Origin of the sequence: uncultured Shewanella sp. (genome assembly GCF_947501225.1) — a bacterium.
GTDB lineage: Bacteria > Pseudomonadota > Gammaproteobacteria > Enterobacterales > Shewanellaceae > Shewanella.
In genome coordinates this window covers 1-18,737 of the sequence record NZ_CANMUW010000025.1, presented here as the reverse complement: position 1 = coordinate 18,737, position 18,737 = coordinate 1, and the positions used below count along the sequence as shown (strand labels likewise).

General features: G+C 48.9%; 15 protein-coding genes and 1 pseudogene. 5 read left to right on the top strand and 11 right to left on the bottom strand.

Features of this window, described 5'->3' with window-relative positions:
- Positions 1-42: 42 nt before the first annotated feature.
- From Q1B47_RS20860 to Q1B47_RS20835, 6 genes are all read right to left on the bottom strand, one after another.
- Complete coding sequence (locus tag Q1B47_RS20860; RefSeq protein WP_299798396.1) at positions 43-1,092, bottom strand: porin; 1,050 nt, start codon at positions 1,090-1,092, stop codon at positions 43-45.
- A gap of 176 nt (positions 1,093-1,268) precedes the next feature.
- Positions 1,269-2,234 carry a formate dehydrogenase subunit gamma gene (locus Q1B47_RS20855; protein ID WP_299798393.1) on the bottom strand — a complete coding sequence of 322 codons (966 nt, stop codon included), beginning with the start codon at positions 2,232-2,234 and terminating at the stop codon, positions 1,269-1,271.
- Between the two features lie 144 nt (positions 2,235-2,378).
- Positions 2,379-2,966 (bottom strand): molecular chaperone, encoded by a 588-nt coding sequence (locus tag Q1B47_RS20850; protein ID WP_299798390.1) that lies wholly within the window; start codon positions 2,964-2,966, stop codon positions 2,379-2,381.
- Positions 2,966-3,511: a 4Fe-4S dicluster domain-containing protein gene (locus tag Q1B47_RS20845; protein WP_299798387.1), complete on the bottom strand. Its 546-nt coding sequence runs from the start codon at positions 3,509-3,511 to the stop codon at positions 2,966-2,968. The genes Q1B47_RS20850 and Q1B47_RS20845 overlap by 1 nt, the downstream gene beginning before the upstream one ends.
- Positions 3,512-3,521: 10 nt before the next feature.
- On the bottom strand, positions 3,522-5,723 hold the full coding sequence (locus Q1B47_RS20840; protein ID WP_299798384.1) for a molybdopterin-dependent oxidoreductase: 2,202 nt from the start codon (positions 5,721-5,723) through the stop codon (positions 3,522-3,524).
- 260 nt (positions 5,724-5,983) lie between these two features.
- The gene (locus Q1B47_RS20835) at positions 5,984-6,952 is read right to left on the bottom strand and encodes a LysR family transcriptional regulator (RefSeq protein WP_299798381.1); all 969 of its coding nucleotides are present in this window, start codon (positions 6,950-6,952) and stop codon (positions 5,984-5,986) included.
- A 570-nt stretch (positions 6,953-7,522) separates the two neighbouring features.
- Here Q1B47_RS20835 and Q1B47_RS20830 point away from each other — a divergent pair.
- The 4 genes from Q1B47_RS20830 (at position 7,523) to Q1B47_RS20815 (ending at position 13,091) form a co-directional block, all read left to right on the top strand.
- Positions 7,523-8,218, top strand: coding sequence for a 4Fe-4S dicluster domain-containing protein (locus tag Q1B47_RS20830; RefSeq protein ID WP_299798378.1), 696 nt, complete (start codon positions 7,523-7,525; stop codon positions 8,216-8,218).
- A 9-nt stretch (positions 8,219-8,227) separates the two neighbouring features.
- Entirely contained in the window at positions 8,228-11,266 is a 3,039-nt protein-coding gene (locus Q1B47_RS20825) for a molybdopterin-dependent oxidoreductase (RefSeq protein WP_299798375.1), read from the top strand.
- Between the two features lie 369 nt (positions 11,267-11,635).
- Positions 11,636-12,220 (top strand): hypothetical protein, encoded by a 585-nt coding sequence (locus Q1B47_RS20820; RefSeq protein ID WP_299798372.1) that lies wholly within the window; start codon positions 11,636-11,638, stop codon positions 12,218-12,220.
- 478 nt (positions 12,221-12,698) lie between these two features.
- The gene (locus Q1B47_RS20815; RefSeq protein WP_299798369.1) at positions 12,699-13,091 is read left to right on the top strand and encodes a hypothetical protein; all 393 of its coding nucleotides are present in this window, start codon (positions 12,699-12,701) and stop codon (positions 13,089-13,091) included.
- Between the two features lie 486 nt (positions 13,092-13,577).
- On the opposite strand, the gene Q1B47_RS20810 is transcribed toward Q1B47_RS20815, so the two are convergent.
- The 5 genes from Q1B47_RS20810 to Q1B47_RS20790 all read right to left on the bottom strand — a co-directional run bounded on the left by Q1B47_RS20810 (position 13,578) and on the right by Q1B47_RS20790 (position 18,023).
- Complete coding sequence (locus Q1B47_RS20810; RefSeq protein WP_299798366.1) at positions 13,578-14,144, bottom strand: lipid-binding SYLF domain-containing protein; 567 nt, start codon at positions 14,142-14,144, stop codon at positions 13,578-13,580.
- A gap of 145 nt (positions 14,145-14,289) precedes the next feature.
- Positions 14,290-16,356, bottom strand: coding sequence for a S9 family peptidase (locus Q1B47_RS20805; RefSeq protein WP_299798363.1), 2,067 nt, complete (start codon positions 16,354-16,356; stop codon positions 14,290-14,292).
- Between the two features lie 343 nt (positions 16,357-16,699).
- On the bottom strand, positions 16,700-16,864 hold the full coding sequence (locus Q1B47_RS20800; protein ID WP_299798360.1) for a hypothetical protein: 165 nt from the start codon (positions 16,862-16,864) through the stop codon (positions 16,700-16,702).
- A 174-nt stretch (positions 16,865-17,038) separates the two neighbouring features.
- On the bottom strand, positions 17,039-17,431 hold the full coding sequence (locus Q1B47_RS20795; protein ID WP_299798449.1) for a nitrous oxide-stimulated promoter family protein: 393 nt from the start codon (positions 17,429-17,431) through the stop codon (positions 17,039-17,041).
- 232 nt (positions 17,432-17,663) lie between these two features.
- On the bottom strand, positions 17,664-18,023 hold the full coding sequence (locus Q1B47_RS20790) for a DsrE family protein (RefSeq protein ID WP_299798357.1): 360 nt from the start codon (positions 18,021-18,023) through the stop codon (positions 17,664-17,666).
- 285 nt (positions 18,024-18,308) lie between these two features.
- Here Q1B47_RS20790 and Q1B47_RS20785 point away from each other — a divergent pair.
- A pseudogene (locus Q1B47_RS20785) lies at positions 18,309-18,737 on the top strand (hypothetical protein); the annotation flags it as partial.

The window sequence follows — 18,737 nt, the reverse complement described above, 5'->3', positions numbered from 1 at the left end:
CTTCGGTTGATGTGCTTCTATTCTTGACTCGTTCGTCGTGACTTAGCCTTTCCAGTTAAGGTTGAAGTCGTATCTGAAGCCTAAGGTCAATGCTTGATCATCGGCGCGGTTATCAGAGTTCTTGGCGAGATACTCTAAGTGAACACGCACATTTGAGATTGGGTTCCACTCGAGGGTGGTGTTGAAGCCATCATAATCGGCAGAGGTGTTGTCTTCGATGCCATCTTTAAACTGGAAGTAACCCAGTTTAATCTTGTAGTTTTTAGCAAACGGGTAGGCCAGTGCGCTGTCTAATGTGCTGCCACTGCGGTCCTGGTTTAAGGCGTCGAAATTATACTGCTTGTCCTGATAGCTGACAGCGACATAGAGGTCGTTGCTGAAGGTATAAGCGACGACGCCGCCAATAGTCTGGTCATCGCCTTCGATACCGGCATCAGTCATAGTGTTTTGGCTGACATAACCTAAGCCGATGTGCAGCTGGTCGATATCGTAACCGACACCCAGGTTGACCATATCGGCACCTGTGTCACCGCTGTTGCCGTCAACTTGTGCACCCGCCATCCAGGTGAAATCACCCGTGACCAGCTTGTAGGTCACGAAGTTATCTACGAAGAACGGGCTCTCATGGTCGTATGCGTATGGGCTGTTGCCATGGTTGAAGATATCCACGTACTCGGCAACCAGAGTATACTGGGCCGGGCGCTGCTTACCGATACCTACCTGTCCGTAAGGTGAAGCGATAGCGGCATAGGCCTGACGTGCCTTACCAAAGTTACCCGAGTTGGCTATATCCACACTCCATTCGCCCTGAGCGATAGCGCTCCAGCCGTCGGCAAATTCTGTGCTGGCCTTGATGCCTACGCGAGACAGTGCATCACGAACATCCCATGTCTTATCCTGATCATCATCCAGATAGCTAAGTGTTGGACGGATTGAACCGTACAGGCTCAGCTGGCTGTCTTTAAACTGGGATGGAGCGGCGCTGTTTTCGAGTTTAGCGATACGCTCCTCTAATGACTGTGTATCGGTGGCATAGGCGTTATAGCTACATAGACCAACGGCAATTGCCACGATTGATTTAACTGTTTTCATCGTATTTTCTTCTTAATTTTTATTATTCAGGATGTACTAAGCCGCCATCCTCTTAGGTAAGAGTCGGTCAGTGCAAAGCTGAATAGATTTTTGTCAGAGCCTGAGCTCTATCTGAGAATGCTCACCACCATATAGGTGTGATGGCGAGCATGACTTGATATCAGGGAGCAGCCCGTTTACTTAAGTTCTTTGAACCAAAGGTTATGGTGCTGCTTAGCCCAGTTTTCGTCACAGTAGCCGGAGGTCATGTTTGACATGCCGCCTTCTGACATGACAGTTGCCATGAAGATGTGTACCACAGAGAAGGCGCTGATGATGATGGTTGAAGCGATATGGATCGCCAGCATCAGGTTCGCGGTATTCTTTGTGACAACGAAGGTTTCAGGGAACATCATAGTCAGGCCTGAGATCACCATCAGACCACCGAAGAGTGCAAATACCCAGAACCATAGCTTCTCACCGGCGTTGGCAAAGCCGGCATCCGGGTGGTGCTTCTTACCTGTGTTCAGGTAGCCACCCAGTACGGCAAACCACTTCAGGTCATAGCTTGCAGGGATCTGCTTCGGCGCCCACATCAGTACCATCAGGATATAGCCCAGGATGAATGGGAAAGCCATCAGCTCATGTAAACTGCTTGAAAGACCGACTAGTGATGCCCAGCTCGATGCATTCATGCTTGGCTCGAAGTAGATTCGACCGCCGGCTAAGACCAGGCCTGTCAGTATCAGTAGGATGCAGGCAATCGCGCCAAGCCAGTGAACACTGATGCTTAAGCCTGACCAGCGTTTGATCATCTTACCCGAGAAACCGTTATCCAGGCGTGAGATACCGTTCACCAAAATAAAGATGATAAACAGGGCGATGACGCCAAACAGGCTGGCAAAAACCAAAAATGCGATGCTATCTGTGTTGCTTAAGTAGCCCAAGATAGTTTCGTCGGCATCTTCCGGTATTGAGGCCGGCATCAATAACTCAGGTTGCGTAGGCATGCCACGTAGTTCAGGGATATCACCAGGGATAGCATGCTCCTGGATCGTTTGCCATTGCTGAGGTTGCAGTGTTGCAACATCTGCCGCCATTGCTGCCGTCGAGACAAACAGGCTGATGACAATAAAACTAAATAATCTTATTGCTCTGTTCATTCATTACTCCTTTAGCGACTTATGGTCGCCTATTTGGCGCTACCCGCCAAATACCTGAGGGGATTGTAGATTCAGGTATCGACGGATATTGCCGTTTTACTTGGTACATAGTGCGTTGACTTATTTCAAATTAGCGTCAACGCATCACTGCATTTGCTGTGTGATAAAAAGGTGCAGTTCGGTAGCAAATTCGCGCCAAAAAGCTTGCTGGGCATGGGTTTTGACCCCTTCACAGAAGGGGGTTATCCAGGTGCCGAGATGCTTGGTGAGAAACTCATCGGCCATGGCCGTCAGCTCCTCGAAGGCTTCGATATTATCTGCCGCTTTCTGCTCACTCGCTAAAGCGTGAACACAGTAGAGAAACTCGAGTTCGTTACCGATAAAGTCGGCCGGTTCATTGAATTTTTCATCGATGATCAGGCCAATCTGCTGATAAAACTCGGCGACTCTGACGGTTTCCTCTGTGTTTATGACATGGCTGCCGCTACGATAAACGCCCTCGTAGGGAGCAACCAGAAGCTTATATGGACCGATACACATGCGGTTGAAGTCAAACTCCAGTTCCGATGGGTCATCGATAAATCTCTTCGCCTCTGTGAGCAAAGGGCTGTCAGGGCGATTCGCTTCGAGATATGCGATCATGCCGGTTAACGCCTCAGTCCCTGAGGGGGTGAAAATCATCGATTTATAGGCAAAGTAAGCCATTGCCACCGGACCATATTGCGTTGTCATTATGCGCGTTCCTTAATAATCACCATGTTAGGTTTCGTGATGCAATCGCCGTAACCGACACCCTCTTTGCTGGCCGAAGGCCTCTTCAGCACCTCATCGATGTTGCCTGTTTCAATACACTGGACAGGACACCCAGCGACACACGCAGGCTTCATGCCGCGATCGAGAAGTTCGACACACATGTTGCACTTGTCGGCCTTACCATCGTCTTCACGGATGCTGACGGCAGAATATGGACAGGCGCTGGCACAAAGTCCGCAGCCGGTACATTTCTCGCGGTCCAGAACGACGATACCATCGTCTCTGACGTGATATGCCTTGGCCGGGCAGACCATCAAACAGGCCGGGTTTTCACAGTGCATGCATGAGTGAGACAGCCAAACATCGATGGCACCATCTTCGCGTTCAACTTCATAGCGATCGACCTTACGGAATCTGTGGTTCTCAGGCAGCTCGTTGTGGATCTGGCAGGCTACAGTACAGGCACCACAACCGACACAGTTCTCTTGTCTGAAGACAAAGCCTACTCTTTTGTTCATAGTCATCATTTACTCCTTAGGCTTTTTCTAGCGCGACATTAGTCGAATGGTAGGCAGAGCAGCCGCCCATATCGGTTAATCTGTCGGTGGTGAGGTTGTTGGTACAGCTGTCTTTCCCTTGCGGGTCCATACGGCGCCAGTTGTTCTTCGGTGCCATCAGGGTGCCACGACCCACCTGACTGGAAACCTGAGCGATAAAGAATGCCTCACCTCTGTGGTTGCTTAGTCTGACTCTGTCGTTGTTCTTAATGCCTAACTCTTTGGCATCTTCGGTATTGATCTTAGCGAAGTAGGCCGGGAAGTTACGCATATACTTCACGTTGTAGAACGAGCTGTTAGCGCGCTGAGGGATCGCAGGAGATAGCATGCGGAAAGGCAGTTTCTTCTCCTCAGGGATCATGTCATCTTCCGGCAGACCTAAGTCGATCACAGGGTCGAAGCCGTGCTTTTTCATGTAGTCTGAATAGAGCTCAATCTTGCCGCTTTCTGTCATGTACTTACCATCGCCAAAGAATGGCTTAGGCACGTTCACCTTAACGAACTTCTCGCGGGCGATCTTCTCGTAAGTGATACCTTCATAGGCGTAATCATCGGTATCGAGGAAATCACGTAAGATCTGTTCGTGATCGACCTTAAACTCAGGGTCATCGAAGCCCATATGCTGAGCAAGTTCTTTGAAGAAGGTCCAGTTGTCTTTAGATTCGCCCAGAGGCTCAATCACTTTTTCACAGATCTGCTGGTAGTAGCAGTTGTAATCCGGGCAGTAGTCATCAGACTCAAACTGTGTTGCGGCAGGGACGATAATATCGGCCAGCTCTGCGGTATCCGTCATCAGGAAGTCGTGAACGACCAGGAATAGGTCATCACGCATTACCCCGCGACGACAGGCGTTAGAATCCGGTGCTACCGCTACGAAGTTACCATTGTAGTTGATCACTGCCTTGATAGGCTTGATTGGCTTACCATAGGCTGTAGGGTTAGTCGGGTGAATCGCCTTAGCGATCTCTGTCATATTCACATGCTGAACATGATCATCGGTTCGCAGGTGAGATGCGGTACCTTTGGGGTAGTTCATACCATCATCGGCTTGGACGTTATCGTAAACAAAGCCGTTACCTACCTTCTCGAACTGACCTGCGATGGCGTGCATCATGGCGATAGCACGAGTCATACGGGCACCGTTATAGTTACGCTGCATGCCATAGCCCAGACGCAGTACAGAGAGTTCTGATTCACCGTAGACCTTGGCAAATCTGAACATCTTCTCTCTTGGGACACCGGTAACTTTCTCGATCTCATCATAGCTGATCTCATCGAGGCGCTTGACCAGCTCGTCATAGCCTAGTGTGCTTCTCTTGATAAACTCATGATCAACCAAGTCTTTCTCGACCAGATACTTCATGATACCGCTGGCCAGGTGAGTATCTGTACTTGGCTTAGGCTGTAGCCAGATATCTGCCTGTGAGGCTAGTGGAGTACGAATTGGGTTAACCACGAGTAACTTAGCGCCACGGTCACGGGCACGGTTAATGTACTTGATACCGTGTACGTTAGTGGCGGTTTCGTTCTGTCCCCAGGCGATGTAGCAGTTGGTGTAGATGTTGTCTTCCGGATCCGGCCCGCGCCAGGTACCCGTAACAGATTTAAGACCCTCATAGGCGGCGAATACACACACCAGACGATCCAGTTTAGTTGCCCCTAATTTATTGAAGAAACGACAAGGTCCGCCATATTTACCGATCATGCCTTCGTGGCCAGAGTAGCTATAAGGTAGTACCGCTTCAGGGCCGTGTTCGGCAACGATCCCTTTTAGCTTAGAGGTGATCTTTGCATAGGCTTCATCCCATGAGATACGACGCCATTTGCCTTCGCCCTTCTTACCCACTCGCTCCATTGGATGCAGGATACGGTCGGCTGCATAGGTATACTGTACATAGGTATGACCCTTCACACAGGGAGATGAGCCGGTTTTTTCCTGCTCATCGGCACCCTGAACGTAGGTCATACGGCCGTTCTGTACGCTGAACTTCAATAGACAGCGATCGGCACAGTTACGGGCACAGGTGTGATATTTAATTTCACCCTCTCGCTTGAGTAACTTATCCGGTGCAGCGCCGCGTTCATTTGCATTGGCAATGCCAGGCATCAAGCCTGACAGGGAGCCAACAACGGAGCTGGCTCCGACTCCCTGCAGGAATGTGCGTCTGTTAATCTTCATATGTGTTCCCCATCTTGGTAGTGTTTTCCACTACTTATTTTCATCTGCAAAGTTCGATCATTTTTTATAATTTAAGCAGTGTGTGGTACCGGCTTTAGGCATAGCTTTCAGGTACCATCTCCTGCTTTTTACTGCTCACATTTCTTGCTCACATCTGTGTGTTTATATTTTAAAGCTCCTTGTTAAAGTGGAATTGCGGGAAAATAAAAGCGGTCAACTTGCAGGGAGACCGGACTTTTTCCTCGGCGTAGTTAAATCAGTTACTCTTCACTTGCGAGTCGCCACTCTCTCTCCAGGCCGCAGATCAGCTTCGACTTGACCCAGTTGAAGGCGGCGGAATTATTGGTGTCACCGAACAGGACGTAGTTGCCAATTTCACGGTTTTCCCGGCGGCGGATACGGCACTGCAGGGCCAGCTCCTCCGGCAGTTTCAGGCATTGGATCCTGGGGATCATCTTGACGAACTGACGGGTAAACTGGTTGCAGCTCAAGGTGATGGCATTTGACTCGCTGAGGAGTCTGATGGCTGAAGCCAGGCTGTCGGTGTAACCTTCCACCTCCATCTGAGATACTCCCTTCTCCCGGCATAGATTTACCAGCAAGGGGCTGCTCAGGTCGTCATAATTATCGATCTCGAGACAGGAGTAGTTGGAGATATTTTCCAGGGTGAGCTCCTGAGTGAGAATGGGATGCTCGTTGTTCACCAGGAGGTATAGGCTGTCGGTTTCGGCGAACATCTCGTAGTTGAGGTTCTTGCCGTTGAAGCCTTCATAGACCACCACAAAATCCATATCGCCATTGGCAAGTTCGGTGCTGCAATCATGGGTGAGCACACGAACATCGAAGCGCAGGTTTGGTGCTTCCACTAGAATGTCATTGCGTATTACTTTTTGAACGGCATAGACGAACTCATCGTAAGCGTGGATGGTATACTGACCTCCTGATTCGGCAGGAGTAAAGACCGAGTGCTGTGCCTCAATCTTTTGATATTGTGCAACCAGAGCCTTCGCCATTGGAATTAATTGGTGGGTTTTCTCTGTGGCGATAAAACCAGAAGTGCGGCGGATAAATAGAGAGTCTTTAAATATATCTCGCAATATTTTTAATGTTCTACTTACTCCGGAAGCTGTCATTCCTAATTCATTTGCAGCTTGGTGACTTTGTCCATGCTCGTATATAGCAATAAATACTTTTAATTGATTGTAGTTGAGTTGATCAATTTTATTCATCGTGCATGGCTTGTTATTTGTTGGTGTGAGTATCATCTATATATGTTGGATAGTATTCAGTGTTATATGTCACACTTTTAATATGGGTATTTTTAGAACTTTGATACAACTCCCGAATTGCAGTTATTAATAATTGCAAAATTCAGATGTCGATATTTACAGCTTAATTCCTGGATGTTTGTAACTCGTTGTTTGTAAAGATTGAAAATTTCTGGTACGAAGGTGTCATATAAGTCTATCCTACTGTTTTAAATCGATAAATACACCTTTGCTCCGCATGGTTAAATATGCTGCAGAAATGTTAACTTTGAAAAAATTTCACTTTTTTTATATTTATTTTTTAGATGTGATATGAAGCAGGAATAGCTCTTTATTTTATAAAAATCTTATACTGTTTTTATTTCAAAGTATTTTGATTTATTTTTTAAATGTGATCTTTATTTAATTGTGACTCTTTAAATGTCGCTTGTGTTATATATTAATTCTGGTTGCGTGTATTTTAATAATAAGACTTCTATAAATGTATGGAGTAAAGGCTGATGCTTTAACTCTCATATTTAAGGAAAATGTATGTTAGATAGACGTTCCATATTAAAAATGGCGGCCGGCGGCGCCATGCTTGCAATCGTACCTAGTGCACAGCTGCAGGCTAAGACTCCAGGAAAACGCTTGGCCATGGTGTTCGATGTGCGCCGCTGTACCGGCTGTTTATCTTGCACCGTATCCTGTGCCATGGAAAACCAAACCGAGGCCGGGCGGGGGAGAACCCGTGTCAGTCAAGCTTGCATCGAGCAGGGTGATAGCTTTGCGACGCTGGCTGTACCTAATCAGTGTAATCAATGCGATAACCCTGCCTGCGTATATGTCTGTCCTGTCGAGGCGACCTATAAACGTGAAGAGGATGGCATCGTGGTTATCGATCACGAAGAGTGTATCCACTGCCAGCTCTGTGTCGATGCCTGTCCATATGGCGCAAGGCGCAAAGATGAAACCTTAGAAACGCCGCCTGAAAAATGTAACTTCTGCATTCATCGTGTGTCGGCGGGTCTGCTTCCGGCATGCGTAGAGACCTGTATCGGTGAGGCCAGAAGCTTCGGCGATCTCAATGACCCAGAGAGTAAGGTCTCTCAGTTAGTCAGAGACAATAAGGTGTATGCCATGCTCTCTGAGTCAGGCACTCAGCCTAATATTTTTTATATCGGTTTACCCGAGCAGGCAGATGATCAAGAGATCTTGTCGCTTAACTTCCTCGAATGGCAACGCTAGGAGCAGATGATGGACAGACGTAAATTTTTAACCCGGGCGGGTATCGTTTCTGTTGCCGGTGCTGCGACAGTAGCCTGTGGCGATAAAGGCCACACCGGTGGACCCGTACGTAGCCAGGATGTGGCCCATTTTGGTCACCCGATCCCTCCTGAGTGTCAGCGTGGTAGTGATGGACAGTGGCAGAGAACGCCTGGTATTCGTACCGCCTATTCACGCTGCTTTAGCTGCTACAACATCTGTGGCCTGCGGGTACGCATAGATGAGAAGAGCGACAAGGTTTTGAAGGTAGGCGGAAACCCCTTTTGTGAGAACAACTCAGGCTCTCCGATGCCGATCGATACTCCTGTAAAGGAGAGTTATATCGCTCTGGCCGGTGAAGCCGGACTTGAAAACCGTGCTACCACTTGTGCCAAAGGTGCAAGTTGTGCCGATTCGGTCGATGATGAGCGTCGTGTGACGCAAGTGCTTAAACGTGCAGGCAAGCGTGGTGAAGGCAAGTGGGTCACCATCAGCTACGAGCAGGCATTGTCAGAGATCGTAAATGGTGGCGATCTGTTTGGTGAAGGCCACGTTGAGGGCTTACGGACGATTCGACAGCTCGATAAGCAGGCAAAACCCGGATTCCCTGAGTTTGGCACGGCGGCTAACCACCTGTTTGCAACCTTCTGCGCCGAAGATACATTGCGCGGCAGCTTCTATGCACGCTTTATGCAGCAGGCATGGGGGACCAGCAACCTAGGCACCAAACACGCCTATTGTGGCGCGGCGCAGGCGACCGGCTATGCCTTAGGAATGTCGCCTGATTTCGAAGAGTGGCTCAACGATGTGGACTGGGAAAATGTCGAATATGGCCTCTTCATGGGGACCAGCCCCGGATCATCGGGTGCCAGCCTTAACCGTGTCGGCCGAGGCCTTGCCGATAGCCGGGTCGATCGAAAGTTCAAATATGTGTGCGTCGATCCACTGCTGCGTACCACAGTGGCTGCAGATACCAACGCCAGGTGGTTAGCGGTTAAACCGGGTCAGGATGCGGCATTCTCCTTCGGCGTTATACGTACCATGCTCGAAGAGGGTTGGTTCAATAAGGTTCACCTCGAAGGGGCAAGTGAGAAGGCGGCTAAGGCAGCGGGCGAGCTTAACTATACCAATGCCGGTCACTTGGTGGTGATGGATCCTAAGCACCCTAACTACAAAGGCTTTGCTAAGGCTGCTGATTTCGGCCTTGGTGGCGATGAAGCGCTAATCATCAAGTCGGGCAGTCAGACCTTAGTTTCCGCCGAGTCGGGCGACAAGGCTGAGCTGTTTGTCAGTAAGCTTGTTAAAGACAGCAAAGGCCGCAAGGTTAAGCTGGTCTCCTCCCTCTCTCTGCTTAAAGAGGAAGCACAGCGCACCAGCATGAAGGTCTATGCCGAGCAATCGGGGATCAGTATTGAAGATATGCGCCAGGTCGCGAAAGACCTGGGTCATTATGGTCGCAAGGCCTGCATCGCGGGTAACGGCGGTACTAACTCCTCTGACGGTTTCGTGATGGGGTGGATCTGGGCAACATTGAATACCTTAGTCGGTTCACACGACGCCAAAGGCGGCGCGAGCTATGGCAACGGACCTATCGGCGGCATGGAGGGGCGCTACGATCTGGCCAATATTGCCGATGGTGTCAGCTTAGATGGCGTAGTCAACGCTTGCCGAGATGGTGCCTACGAGTCTTCAACCGAATATAAACAGAAGGTTGCCAAGGGACAAAATCCCTACCCGGCCAGCACGCCATGGAATGAGATGCTTCCGGCCATGAATGCAGCTGAGCAGTGGACCAGCCATGCCAACGCCGACCCCTATCGTGCCAAAGTGCTGTTCAACTGGCGCAACAACTTCCTATACAGTGCGGCCTCGATCAGTCAGGAGGTGGTTGCGAGTATCTCAGATCCTAAGCGTCTGCCGCTTATTGTCGGTATCGATTGCCATATGAATGAAACCAACCGCTATGCGGACTATTTCATTCCGGATCGTTCTATGCTGGAGGAGTATGCGGCCGATCGTATGTGGGGCTCACATATGCTGGGCATCGTCGCCGCATCGCCAATGGTGACACCGAGAACGGTTAAAAATGAACGTGGTCAGCATGTGTGTATGGAGCAGCTGTTGATCGATATCGCCCTGGAGATGAAGCTACCCGGTTTCGGTAAAGGGGCCATCGCTCATGCAGACGGCCATCAGGCCGACCTGCTATGTTTCGAAGATTGGCATGCTAAATATCTGGCTAACGTGGCGGCTCAATGTGAAGGCTTGCCTGAGGTCACGGCCGAGGACAGAGAGTGGGCGGGGCTGGACTACGCGATGAAACCGCTGACTTCGAGATTAACCCCAACCGAAACGCGTCAGGTCGAGGCGCTACTGTCACGAGGCGGTTACTATGTGGCGGATGATCGCTATGACGGTGATTTCATCAAGGGTGCGGGAGCTAAGTGTCTGCAGATCTATCACGAAGCCGTTACTCACCTGCGCCACGCCTATTCCGGAGAGCGTTACCCCGGCACTATCACCTATCAGGAACATAAGTTCTGGAATGGAGATACCTGGGAAAGCCATTGGCCCAAGTCTGAGTACCCTCTGTTGTTCTCAAGCTACAAGGCGACAGTGCGCTCTAACTACGCGGTAGCCTATAAGCGTATTGCCGAGATCAGCCCGACTAACTATGTCTATATGAACCAGGAGACGGCTGGTGAGCAGGGCTTAAACGACGGCGATAGCGTGAAGCTGATAACGGCAAACGGTAAGCCTGCCGTTGGTCTGTTGCAGACCGACTCGGGTGTAGCTAAGGGCGCGGTATGTGTCTCCCACGGCTTTGGGCACTCACAAGGGTTCGGTGCCGATAACCGGGTCATCAACGGCAAGTCGGTACCGGGTCTTCAGGAGCGTGCGGGCGGTGTCGCGATCAACCAGATGATACCGTCAGATCCGACCCGTAATACCAAGGCGAGCATGCTCAACGACTACTGGACCGGCGCTAACTGCCGTCACGGTGTGCCTGTGCGTGTTGAGAAAGCCTAACAGGAGATGAGAGCCTAGCCCCCTCACTTTTGCATTTGAGGGGGCTAGATTATCGACATGCTCATTGCAGGTTGACCTGTATTGAGGCAACGACCTTGAAGGGACGCAAAATGGATAGTGCCGCCAGAGGTTGCTTATAAGTATTCCAAGTTCATCTAACCACATCACTTTATTTGGTGCCCTCTATAACGTTTGTTATAGAGGGATTTTTTTGCCTGCTCCTCTCTGTTCCCTTCCCGGGTTGCAACCTGTTGATATCGGAGCCGGTTTTCGGGGCTGAAGGTATTCAGTTTTAATTTATCTCATTGTGCTAGTCTCTTTGAGTTGTGACTTATGAATAGACAGATAGTCAAATTGACGGAGAAGATAATGACAATAATAAAATACTCACAGATTGCACTGTTAACAGTCGGTGCGCTATCGCTGCCAGCTATGGCTGTCACTTCAGAGCAGAGCACTTTTTTCGATAATCTAGCCGCACATTGTGGTAAGGCGTTTCAAGGCACGGTGACCGCGGGTAACAGCGCCGACTCTGCCTTTAGCGGAAAATCACTGATCATGCATGTACGTGAGTGCAGCGACACTGTACTTAAAGTGCCATTTCATGTGGGGGATGACCACTCCCGCACTTGGGTGATCACTAAGACTCAATATGGTCTGCATCTCGCTCATGATCATCGTCATCAAGATGGTAGTGAAGACAAGGTCACCATGTATGGCGGCATGACCGCTGATATGGGCAGCGCGACCGAGCAGTCTTTCCCGGTTGATGCCTACTCGATTAACAACTTCAGAGAAAATGGCTTAGATGTATCAGTCACCAACGTGTGGCATATGTACGTTAAGCCTGAAGAGTTTACTTACCGTTTGACCCGGGATAACCGTGATTTCAGGGTGGATTTCGATCTGACTAAGCCCGTGGCGCTGCCGCCGACTCCCTGGGGACATGAGTAGCTGGCCTTCGAATGAAGGCTGATCACATTTTGTGATTTAGCTTCTCGCTGAGTTGGTATTGGGTAGTTTGTTTATAACTTTGATTTTCATTGTTATCTAACGCCTGCCCGGCGGGGGATGTGTAGCTACTTCTGTGACACGACACGAGTATATCCCTATAGTCTCGGCCGTGACATCCTTGTCACGGACGGTCACAGCCGTATCTACACCTGGATATTAAAAGAAGAGTTTCTCTCTACGATTAGGCTTTACCCGCTAAATATCAGTTTGTTGTGCAACCCAGTGAAATCTTATGTAGACCTCATAAACCCTCCACACATCTATTTTACCGGACCGTTCTGATCATTCTCGTCAATAAATATAAATAATCCTTTTGCAGCAATGGGTTGTAGGTGATAGTTTTATCTAACTGAACAAGCAGCCAAGAGGGTTATTGTGCTGCTATTGAATAAGACGTTAACTGTTATACGAGCATCAAATGAAGATTGATAGTGAATTTGAAAATCTAAGCTTTCATGATGCTTCAATTGATTTAGTTGAAAGGTCACAAGATCGGCTTTCTCTTATGATCTCTGGCGCATTCATTGGAGCTAAACACTGTCAGTCGCAAGGTCAGGACTGGCATGTAGCGCGCGGCATCATGAGGTTCATAGCAGTCAGCAGTGAAACCGCTGTTACCTGCTTACATACAAGCGAAGTAATCGAGAACACCACTCCCGAGTTCCCGCTTGATGAAATAATGCATGCCACTTTTGAAAATGGTATTTTTCAAATCAATGGGCTCAAAGACACGGTTCCTTGGCACGAATGGGCAATTGAAGCCGAAGGATTTGAACTAGTTATTCTTGAGTCTTCGAAGATAAGCAGCTAACAAACAAATTCATTGGGACATTCAGGCACAGGCCGCTAGCGGCCAAAACGTGCCTGACAGCCCATGATTTGGACGTTACTACACATCCGGCCACCATACTTTTCCTAATCCAAGCTTTATGATCTAGAGCCAAGTATTTAGCTTATTTTTCCCAAAAATGAGCTACAACAGAATATTTTAAGTCGAAGAGAGAAACACTCAGGTGTAAACGCGGCTGTGACCTTCGACATCAGGGATGATGTCGCAGAGCCCACAGGGATTGTGCTTGCGGCGTGTCACAGAAGCGTTTGCACATTCAGCTAGCCGCAGGTGATAGATTAATCCGAAGCTAAAGGCTTCAGAAAGCTAACCCAATAGGTATTCAGTTCAATGAACCCAATCTAAAAAGATATTTGAAACTTGTTATCCGACAACAAAATAGAAGAAGGTTTGAGTCCCTAGGTTCTCGGAACTCGAACCTCGAACCTTCTCTTTCTACTTCTCTTTCTACTTCTCTTCAAAAGTAAATGACTGTCCTGCTAGGGCTGCTTCAAACATCAGGCCGCCCTTGGCTAAGGTGTAAACTGCCATGCCGTTGATGTAGGCCGCTTTTGCCGCGGCCTTACCTGCACTGCTGGAGTTACCTGTGGTTCCGGCCTGGGCGTTAGCCCCTATGGTTATTGCCACGGCGGAGGCCTGAGCACCGAATTCGAAGCTGCCACTGGTAAACTCGTTATAGGCTTTGGCATCTTTAAAGAAGATGATCTCGCTGTAGGCCTGACCGCCAATCTGAAAGCCAAGAGACAGTTGAGAGAGGCTGGTATCACCGGTATATTTGTGCCCCTTATATACCCGGCCATTACCGTAGGCGGCGCCGATGCCGAACCCACCTTTTCCTACCGTAGGGAATACGGCGTAACCATAGGCGTTGTTGAAGAACCTATGGGTATCGCTGGCCTGTTTAAAGTTTGCGATAGTTTCAGAATAACTGTCATCGGCAGCGGCAACTTGGGCTGTGAAAATTGTGGCGATAAAACAGGTTGCGATAGAGATGGCTGAGATGAACTTTTTCATTGGGGACTCCGTTTTAATAAACTTAGTACAATTAGCATACGCATCAAAGTGAAATAAATGAATGGGCGGAAATGAAAAAAGCGCCGGTTATGGCGCTTTTTTATCTGTTTGTCAGCTTAGGTTCAGTGAATCCTTGAGCCTGGCGTTAATCGATAGCTTGACCCAAAACGTAGTGGTTAAACCATTTTTGGTCCCACTCCATCTTGGCCTTTCTGTGTTGGTACTTACTCAGTCCATGACCCTCGCCCGGATATACGATCAACTCAACCGGCACATTGAGATAATGTTTGAGTGCGCGATAGAGCCCCTGTGCATGTCCGACAGGAACACGCTGATCATTCTCACCGATATGGATAAGGGTTGGTGTTTTGATCTTGTCGGCATGGGTAAGCGATGAACCATGGGTGTAGGCATCGGGTTTTTCCCAGGGGAGGCCTTCCATGAAGTTGACCACATGGCCGGGGGTATCTTCAAGCATCCACTGCAGGCGTTGGTCGAACACTCCGGCACCTGAGCTTGCCGCCTTGAAACGCTCATTGGTACTGATCAGGGCATTGGTGAGGTAGCCACCGTTACTCCAGCCCATGACGGCCATCTTATCGCCATCGACAATACCTTCGTCGATCAGGTGATCGACACCAGCCATGATGTCATTGACTTCGATGACATGCTCCTGACCCACGAGATCGGTGAGGAACTTATCGCCATAGCCGGTCGAGCCACGATAGTTGGGGGACAGCAGAGCCCAGCCATTTGCGGTAAATGTAGAGCGGCCGTAGGACCTGTGTTGCAGGGCGTATGGTGTTGCGGCGGTAGGGCCACCATGGATCTGTACGATCAATGGCAGTGGGCCATCCTCTTTCTTGTAGCCGGCAGGGAGATCTAAGATCCCTTCCACTGTGCTGCCATCGGGAGCCTTCCATTTTACGACAGATATCTGCGGTAGGATCCAGCTATCGACCTGGGGATTGATATTGGTGATGCGCTTAAATTTGGCGCGTTTGCTGTCGGCATCGGCGATAAACATATCCGGGAAGTGATCCAGGCCATTATGGCTAAATGCTAACTTTTCACCGTCGTGGCTGAAGCTGTAGCTACCGATCACCACGTCGCCATTGACGACCGCTCGGGTATCTCCCTGCTTGCCGTCTTCGACTTCAGTACAGAAGAGTTTTACCCTGGCATGATCGGCACCCCGATAACAGATCTCATCGCTATTCGGGCGCCAGTGAATATCGGATGAGTTCAGCGTCACATCAGCGGTACGCGCCACTTCAGTCAGTGACTTAGTTTCAGTGTCAGAGACGAAAAGTTTTCCCGGGTGACCATCGAAGTCGATACGAAAGGCGAGCTGTTGGTTATCGGCGTGCCAATCGAGCCCCAGCAACCAGCCGTATGGCGAAGGCGCCTGTTCGCGCCAGGCCGTATCTTCCAGAACCTCGTTGGTTTTACTGCGGGTATTATAGATTTCGATATCGGACCAACCTTCGAGGTTGACCAGCTCGTTATCTGTGGTGGTAATTCGGGCCACCTTGCTGCCATCGTCGCTGACACTGAACTGCCATACGACCTTGTCATCATCGAGAATGAGTTGCTGCTTGAAGTGTTCAAGATCGAGTTTATACAGCGGGTTGGTTTTTCTTTCGCCATGGGCGTATTTAGGTGCGCCGTGACTGGCGCGCATCGCGGCCCACTCATCTTTGTCTTTAACCGTCTTATTGCCCAGGAAGTAAAGGGTATTACCATCGGGGCTTAGTGAGAACGAGCTGACACCCTCAACCTCTTTGGTCATGGGGACGGCATCACCGCCATCTCTGCTGATACGAAAGACCTGACTCTTGCCGTTGTAGGGCGCCTTCTTGTCTTCATGGGTCACCTTGCCAATATAATAGATATACTGACCATCGCTGCTCCACTTGGGGCTGGACTCACTCTCGTTGGTGAAGGTTAAGCGGGTCGTTTTTTTACTCTTGGTATTAACCTGCCATAGATCTCGCTGGGACTTATCCAGCTCCTTATCCCAACGAGATTCGAGCCAGACAGCCAGTTTACCATCGGGGCTTAACTGTACGTTACTCATACTACCGATATCGAAAAAATCATCGGTGGTTATTTGATGAGTTCGTTGCGAGGCTAACGCACTTGATGAACCACCTAAAAATAACCCGGCCGAAATCACGGCCAGTACGGTGAGTTTATTTGCCCTTCCCATCTTCATCCCTCTCATTTTTATTTTTGGTGTTGAAATCCAGACGCTCAGGCCGGAAGTAAAATCATATGCCGATTGGTATCATAACTAATTGGGTCAATACATTAGCGCAATCTTCGCACTCATTGCTACGACAATGAGCATTTTTCGTGATGCTGCAAAGAGTTAAAAAGGTAGTGTTACTTGTGGTTGTCGGATCCCGGAGCAGGCCCAAAATCGTGAGCCCGCTCCGGCCTCTTTTCAAGAGGCGGCCATCAGTGTTATATCGAAGCGGAAAATGTGCTCTATACCAATCGATATTAGTTATGGTGCATCGATAATTCAGCCATATTTATTCGCCCACTTCTTACCGATAATGAAGATCGGGGCCAGGACGAAGAGGGGTTGCCTCCAGCACGCCATGATTAAGTAAGCCGACCCCGAAACCGCGCAATATCAGTGCCGGGAGCAGGTCGCTGGCACCACTGGCCGCACTACTTTTGGCGAGAGAGATGCTGGAGAGTAAGATCAACAAGATTCCAATGGGAACCACTGCATTGGCTTTTATTTCGGGTGAATACTGACCCAGATACTGACTAATAATCCAAGGAACATACTGGAAAAATCTGGGCTGCCAGATGTTGCTGCCAATATCTCTATCACCATAGGCGATGAGAGTGGTTGTTTGATGATTGTCCCGGGTTAGCTAGTCCTGTTTCTGTCTGTTTTTTCTGATATGCCTATTGGAACTTGCGTCCGGTACAGTTTCGGGTACCGGAGTGCGCTCTGCAAACAGGTGTCTGATAGCCATGATGGGGTGGGGCAGAAGCATCTTGGGCCCCGAGAAAACCATTATCTCTTTTGCCTTTGCCTTCATATGGGGCTTATAGCAATGTACCGGACATTTATTACAGGTGGGCTTGATCTGCCCATAAGGACATCTGTCTAACCGGGTGTGGGCGTACTCGAGAAACTCCTGACAATCCGGACACTCAGAGGCTTTACTATGATGGTGCGCCTTACAGTAGATCTCAACCATAGCTTGGATGGTTTGGAACTCACGCAGTAATTTGCCACTAAGAAGTTCATGTTCTGCCATCATTGTCCTCCGGCACCTAAATTTTAAACCGATACTTTAAACTAAGAATATTGGATTAACGTTTAAAACACCCAATACCCTAGTAAATTACTAGGGTACTTTAGCGCCTGGCTCAACAGGAAACAAAACTGAATGTGTAAAGTATGAAGATGTGCACAAAAAGCTCGGAGTGAGCCTGTGAGTTGTTTCTATCATCGTCGGATATCGCTTGAGTATTTCATCGTATACAAGTCTAAATATGCATGACCTTAGTTGCATCGAGTGTCCACTGTGTCAGTTCGGTTAAGGTAGCAATCTTTGCCTCTTCGATAAGCTGTTCCTGGCCGATCCCGCGTCCATCACAGCAGGTTTTACAAAGAGATACCGGGACTTTCTGTGCGATCAAAATATCCAGCATCTGCTGAATGTTATAACTCAGGTCAGGTGTGACCTGATTCTTCACCGCGCCATAGACGGCATCTGACATTAGAAATATTTTTAGCTGAATAACTTCAGTTTCCTGCTCTTTGAGCGCTATTGCTATACGTAAGGCATTAAAAAGCTTTTCACTGCCGTAGGGGCTTTCATGGGCTACGATGAGAATATTTTGCATCTGGATTATCTATAACCGGAAAAAAATGCAGTGTATCAAAACCCAATATTTTGAAATGGAAGTTCGGTCACAGGGAGTAAATTGCCGCAAAACTCGCGTTATTTTGATACCTATTTGAAAAAGAGATATAAATACTTGATTTAAAGCAAGAGAATAGATTAATAATATCGGTTACTATCTGTACATATTCAGATGGAATAAATATAACCCGATTGCTTATATCGGCTCCTTCAACCGCTACTTTATCTAGCTATTTTAAAGGTGGCGGGAAACTCGCATTGCTGAATGAGTCAGGTATTATGGGTTCAGGTCAATCACTGGTGGACGACAATGAAATATATAGCCATTATTTTGCTAGTTGCTTTAGGGGTTTATTTATATAAACGGGCTCAGCGACTGGCTGAAGAGGAGCGACAACAAGAGCTTTCAAAGCCTGAAGAGAAAGAGGTTTTCGATGCCTCTTTGACAAAGGAAGTTCAGGAAGAGGACCACGACTTTTCTGAAGCCGCGTCTACGGCGGAAAAGGCTGAGGGTGTCGAGGTGGAGGTGTCCACTCCGGCCGACGAAGGAGTGAGTTTTGAGACCAAAGAGGTGCAGGCTGAGGTTGTAAAGAGTGAAGCCGAGGTCGATACTCCTGCAGAGCCAGAGCCAGAGCCAGAGCCAGAGCCAGAGCCAGAGCCAGAGCCAGAGCCAGAGCCAGAGCCAGAGCCAGAG

Coding starts and splice junctions, on each gene's coding strand:
- Q1B47_RS20860 (WP_299798396.1), bottom strand. CDS start 1,092: ATGAAAACAGTTAAATCAATCGTGGCAATTGCCGTTGGTCTATGTAGC.
- Q1B47_RS20855 (WP_299798393.1), bottom strand. CDS start 2,234: ATGAACAGAGCAATAAGATTATTTAGTTTTATTGTCATCAGCCTGTTT.
- Q1B47_RS20850 (WP_299798390.1), bottom strand. CDS start 2,966: ATGACAACGCAATATGGTCCGGTGGCAATGGCTTACTTTGCCTATAAA.
- Q1B47_RS20845 (WP_299798387.1), bottom strand. CDS start 3,511: ATGACTATGAACAAAAGAGTAGGCTTTGTCTTCAGACAAGAGAACTGT.
- Q1B47_RS20840 (WP_299798384.1), bottom strand. CDS start 5,723: ATGAAGATTAACAGACGCACATTCCTGCAGGGAGTCGGAGCCAGCTCC.
- Q1B47_RS20835 (WP_299798381.1), bottom strand. CDS start 6,952: ATGAATAAAATTGATCAACTCAACTACAATCAATTAAAAGTATTTATT.
- Q1B47_RS20830 (WP_299798378.1), top strand. CDS start 7,523: ATGTTAGATAGACGTTCCATATTAAAAATGGCGGCCGGCGGCGCCATG.
- Q1B47_RS20825 (WP_299798375.1), top strand. CDS start 8,228: ATGGACAGACGTAAATTTTTAACCCGGGCGGGTATCGTTTCTGTTGCC.
- Q1B47_RS20820 (WP_299798372.1), top strand. CDS start 11,636: ATGACAATAATAAAATACTCACAGATTGCACTGTTAACAGTCGGTGCG.
- Q1B47_RS20815 (WP_299798369.1), top strand. CDS start 12,699: ATGAAGATTGATAGTGAATTTGAAAATCTAAGCTTTCATGATGCTTCA.
- Q1B47_RS20810 (WP_299798366.1), bottom strand. CDS start 14,144: ATGAAAAAGTTCATCTCAGCCATCTCTATCGCAACCTGTTTTATCGCC.
- Q1B47_RS20805 (WP_299798363.1), bottom strand. CDS start 16,356: ATGGGAAGGGCAAATAAACTCACCGTACTGGCCGTGATTTCGGCCGGG.
- Q1B47_RS20795 (WP_299798449.1), bottom strand. CDS start 17,431: ATGGCAGAACATGAACTTCTTAGTGGCAAATTACTGCGTGAGTTCCAA.
- Q1B47_RS20790 (WP_299798357.1), bottom strand. CDS start 18,023: ATGCAAAATATTCTCATCGTAGCCCATGAAAGCCCCTACGGCAGTGAA.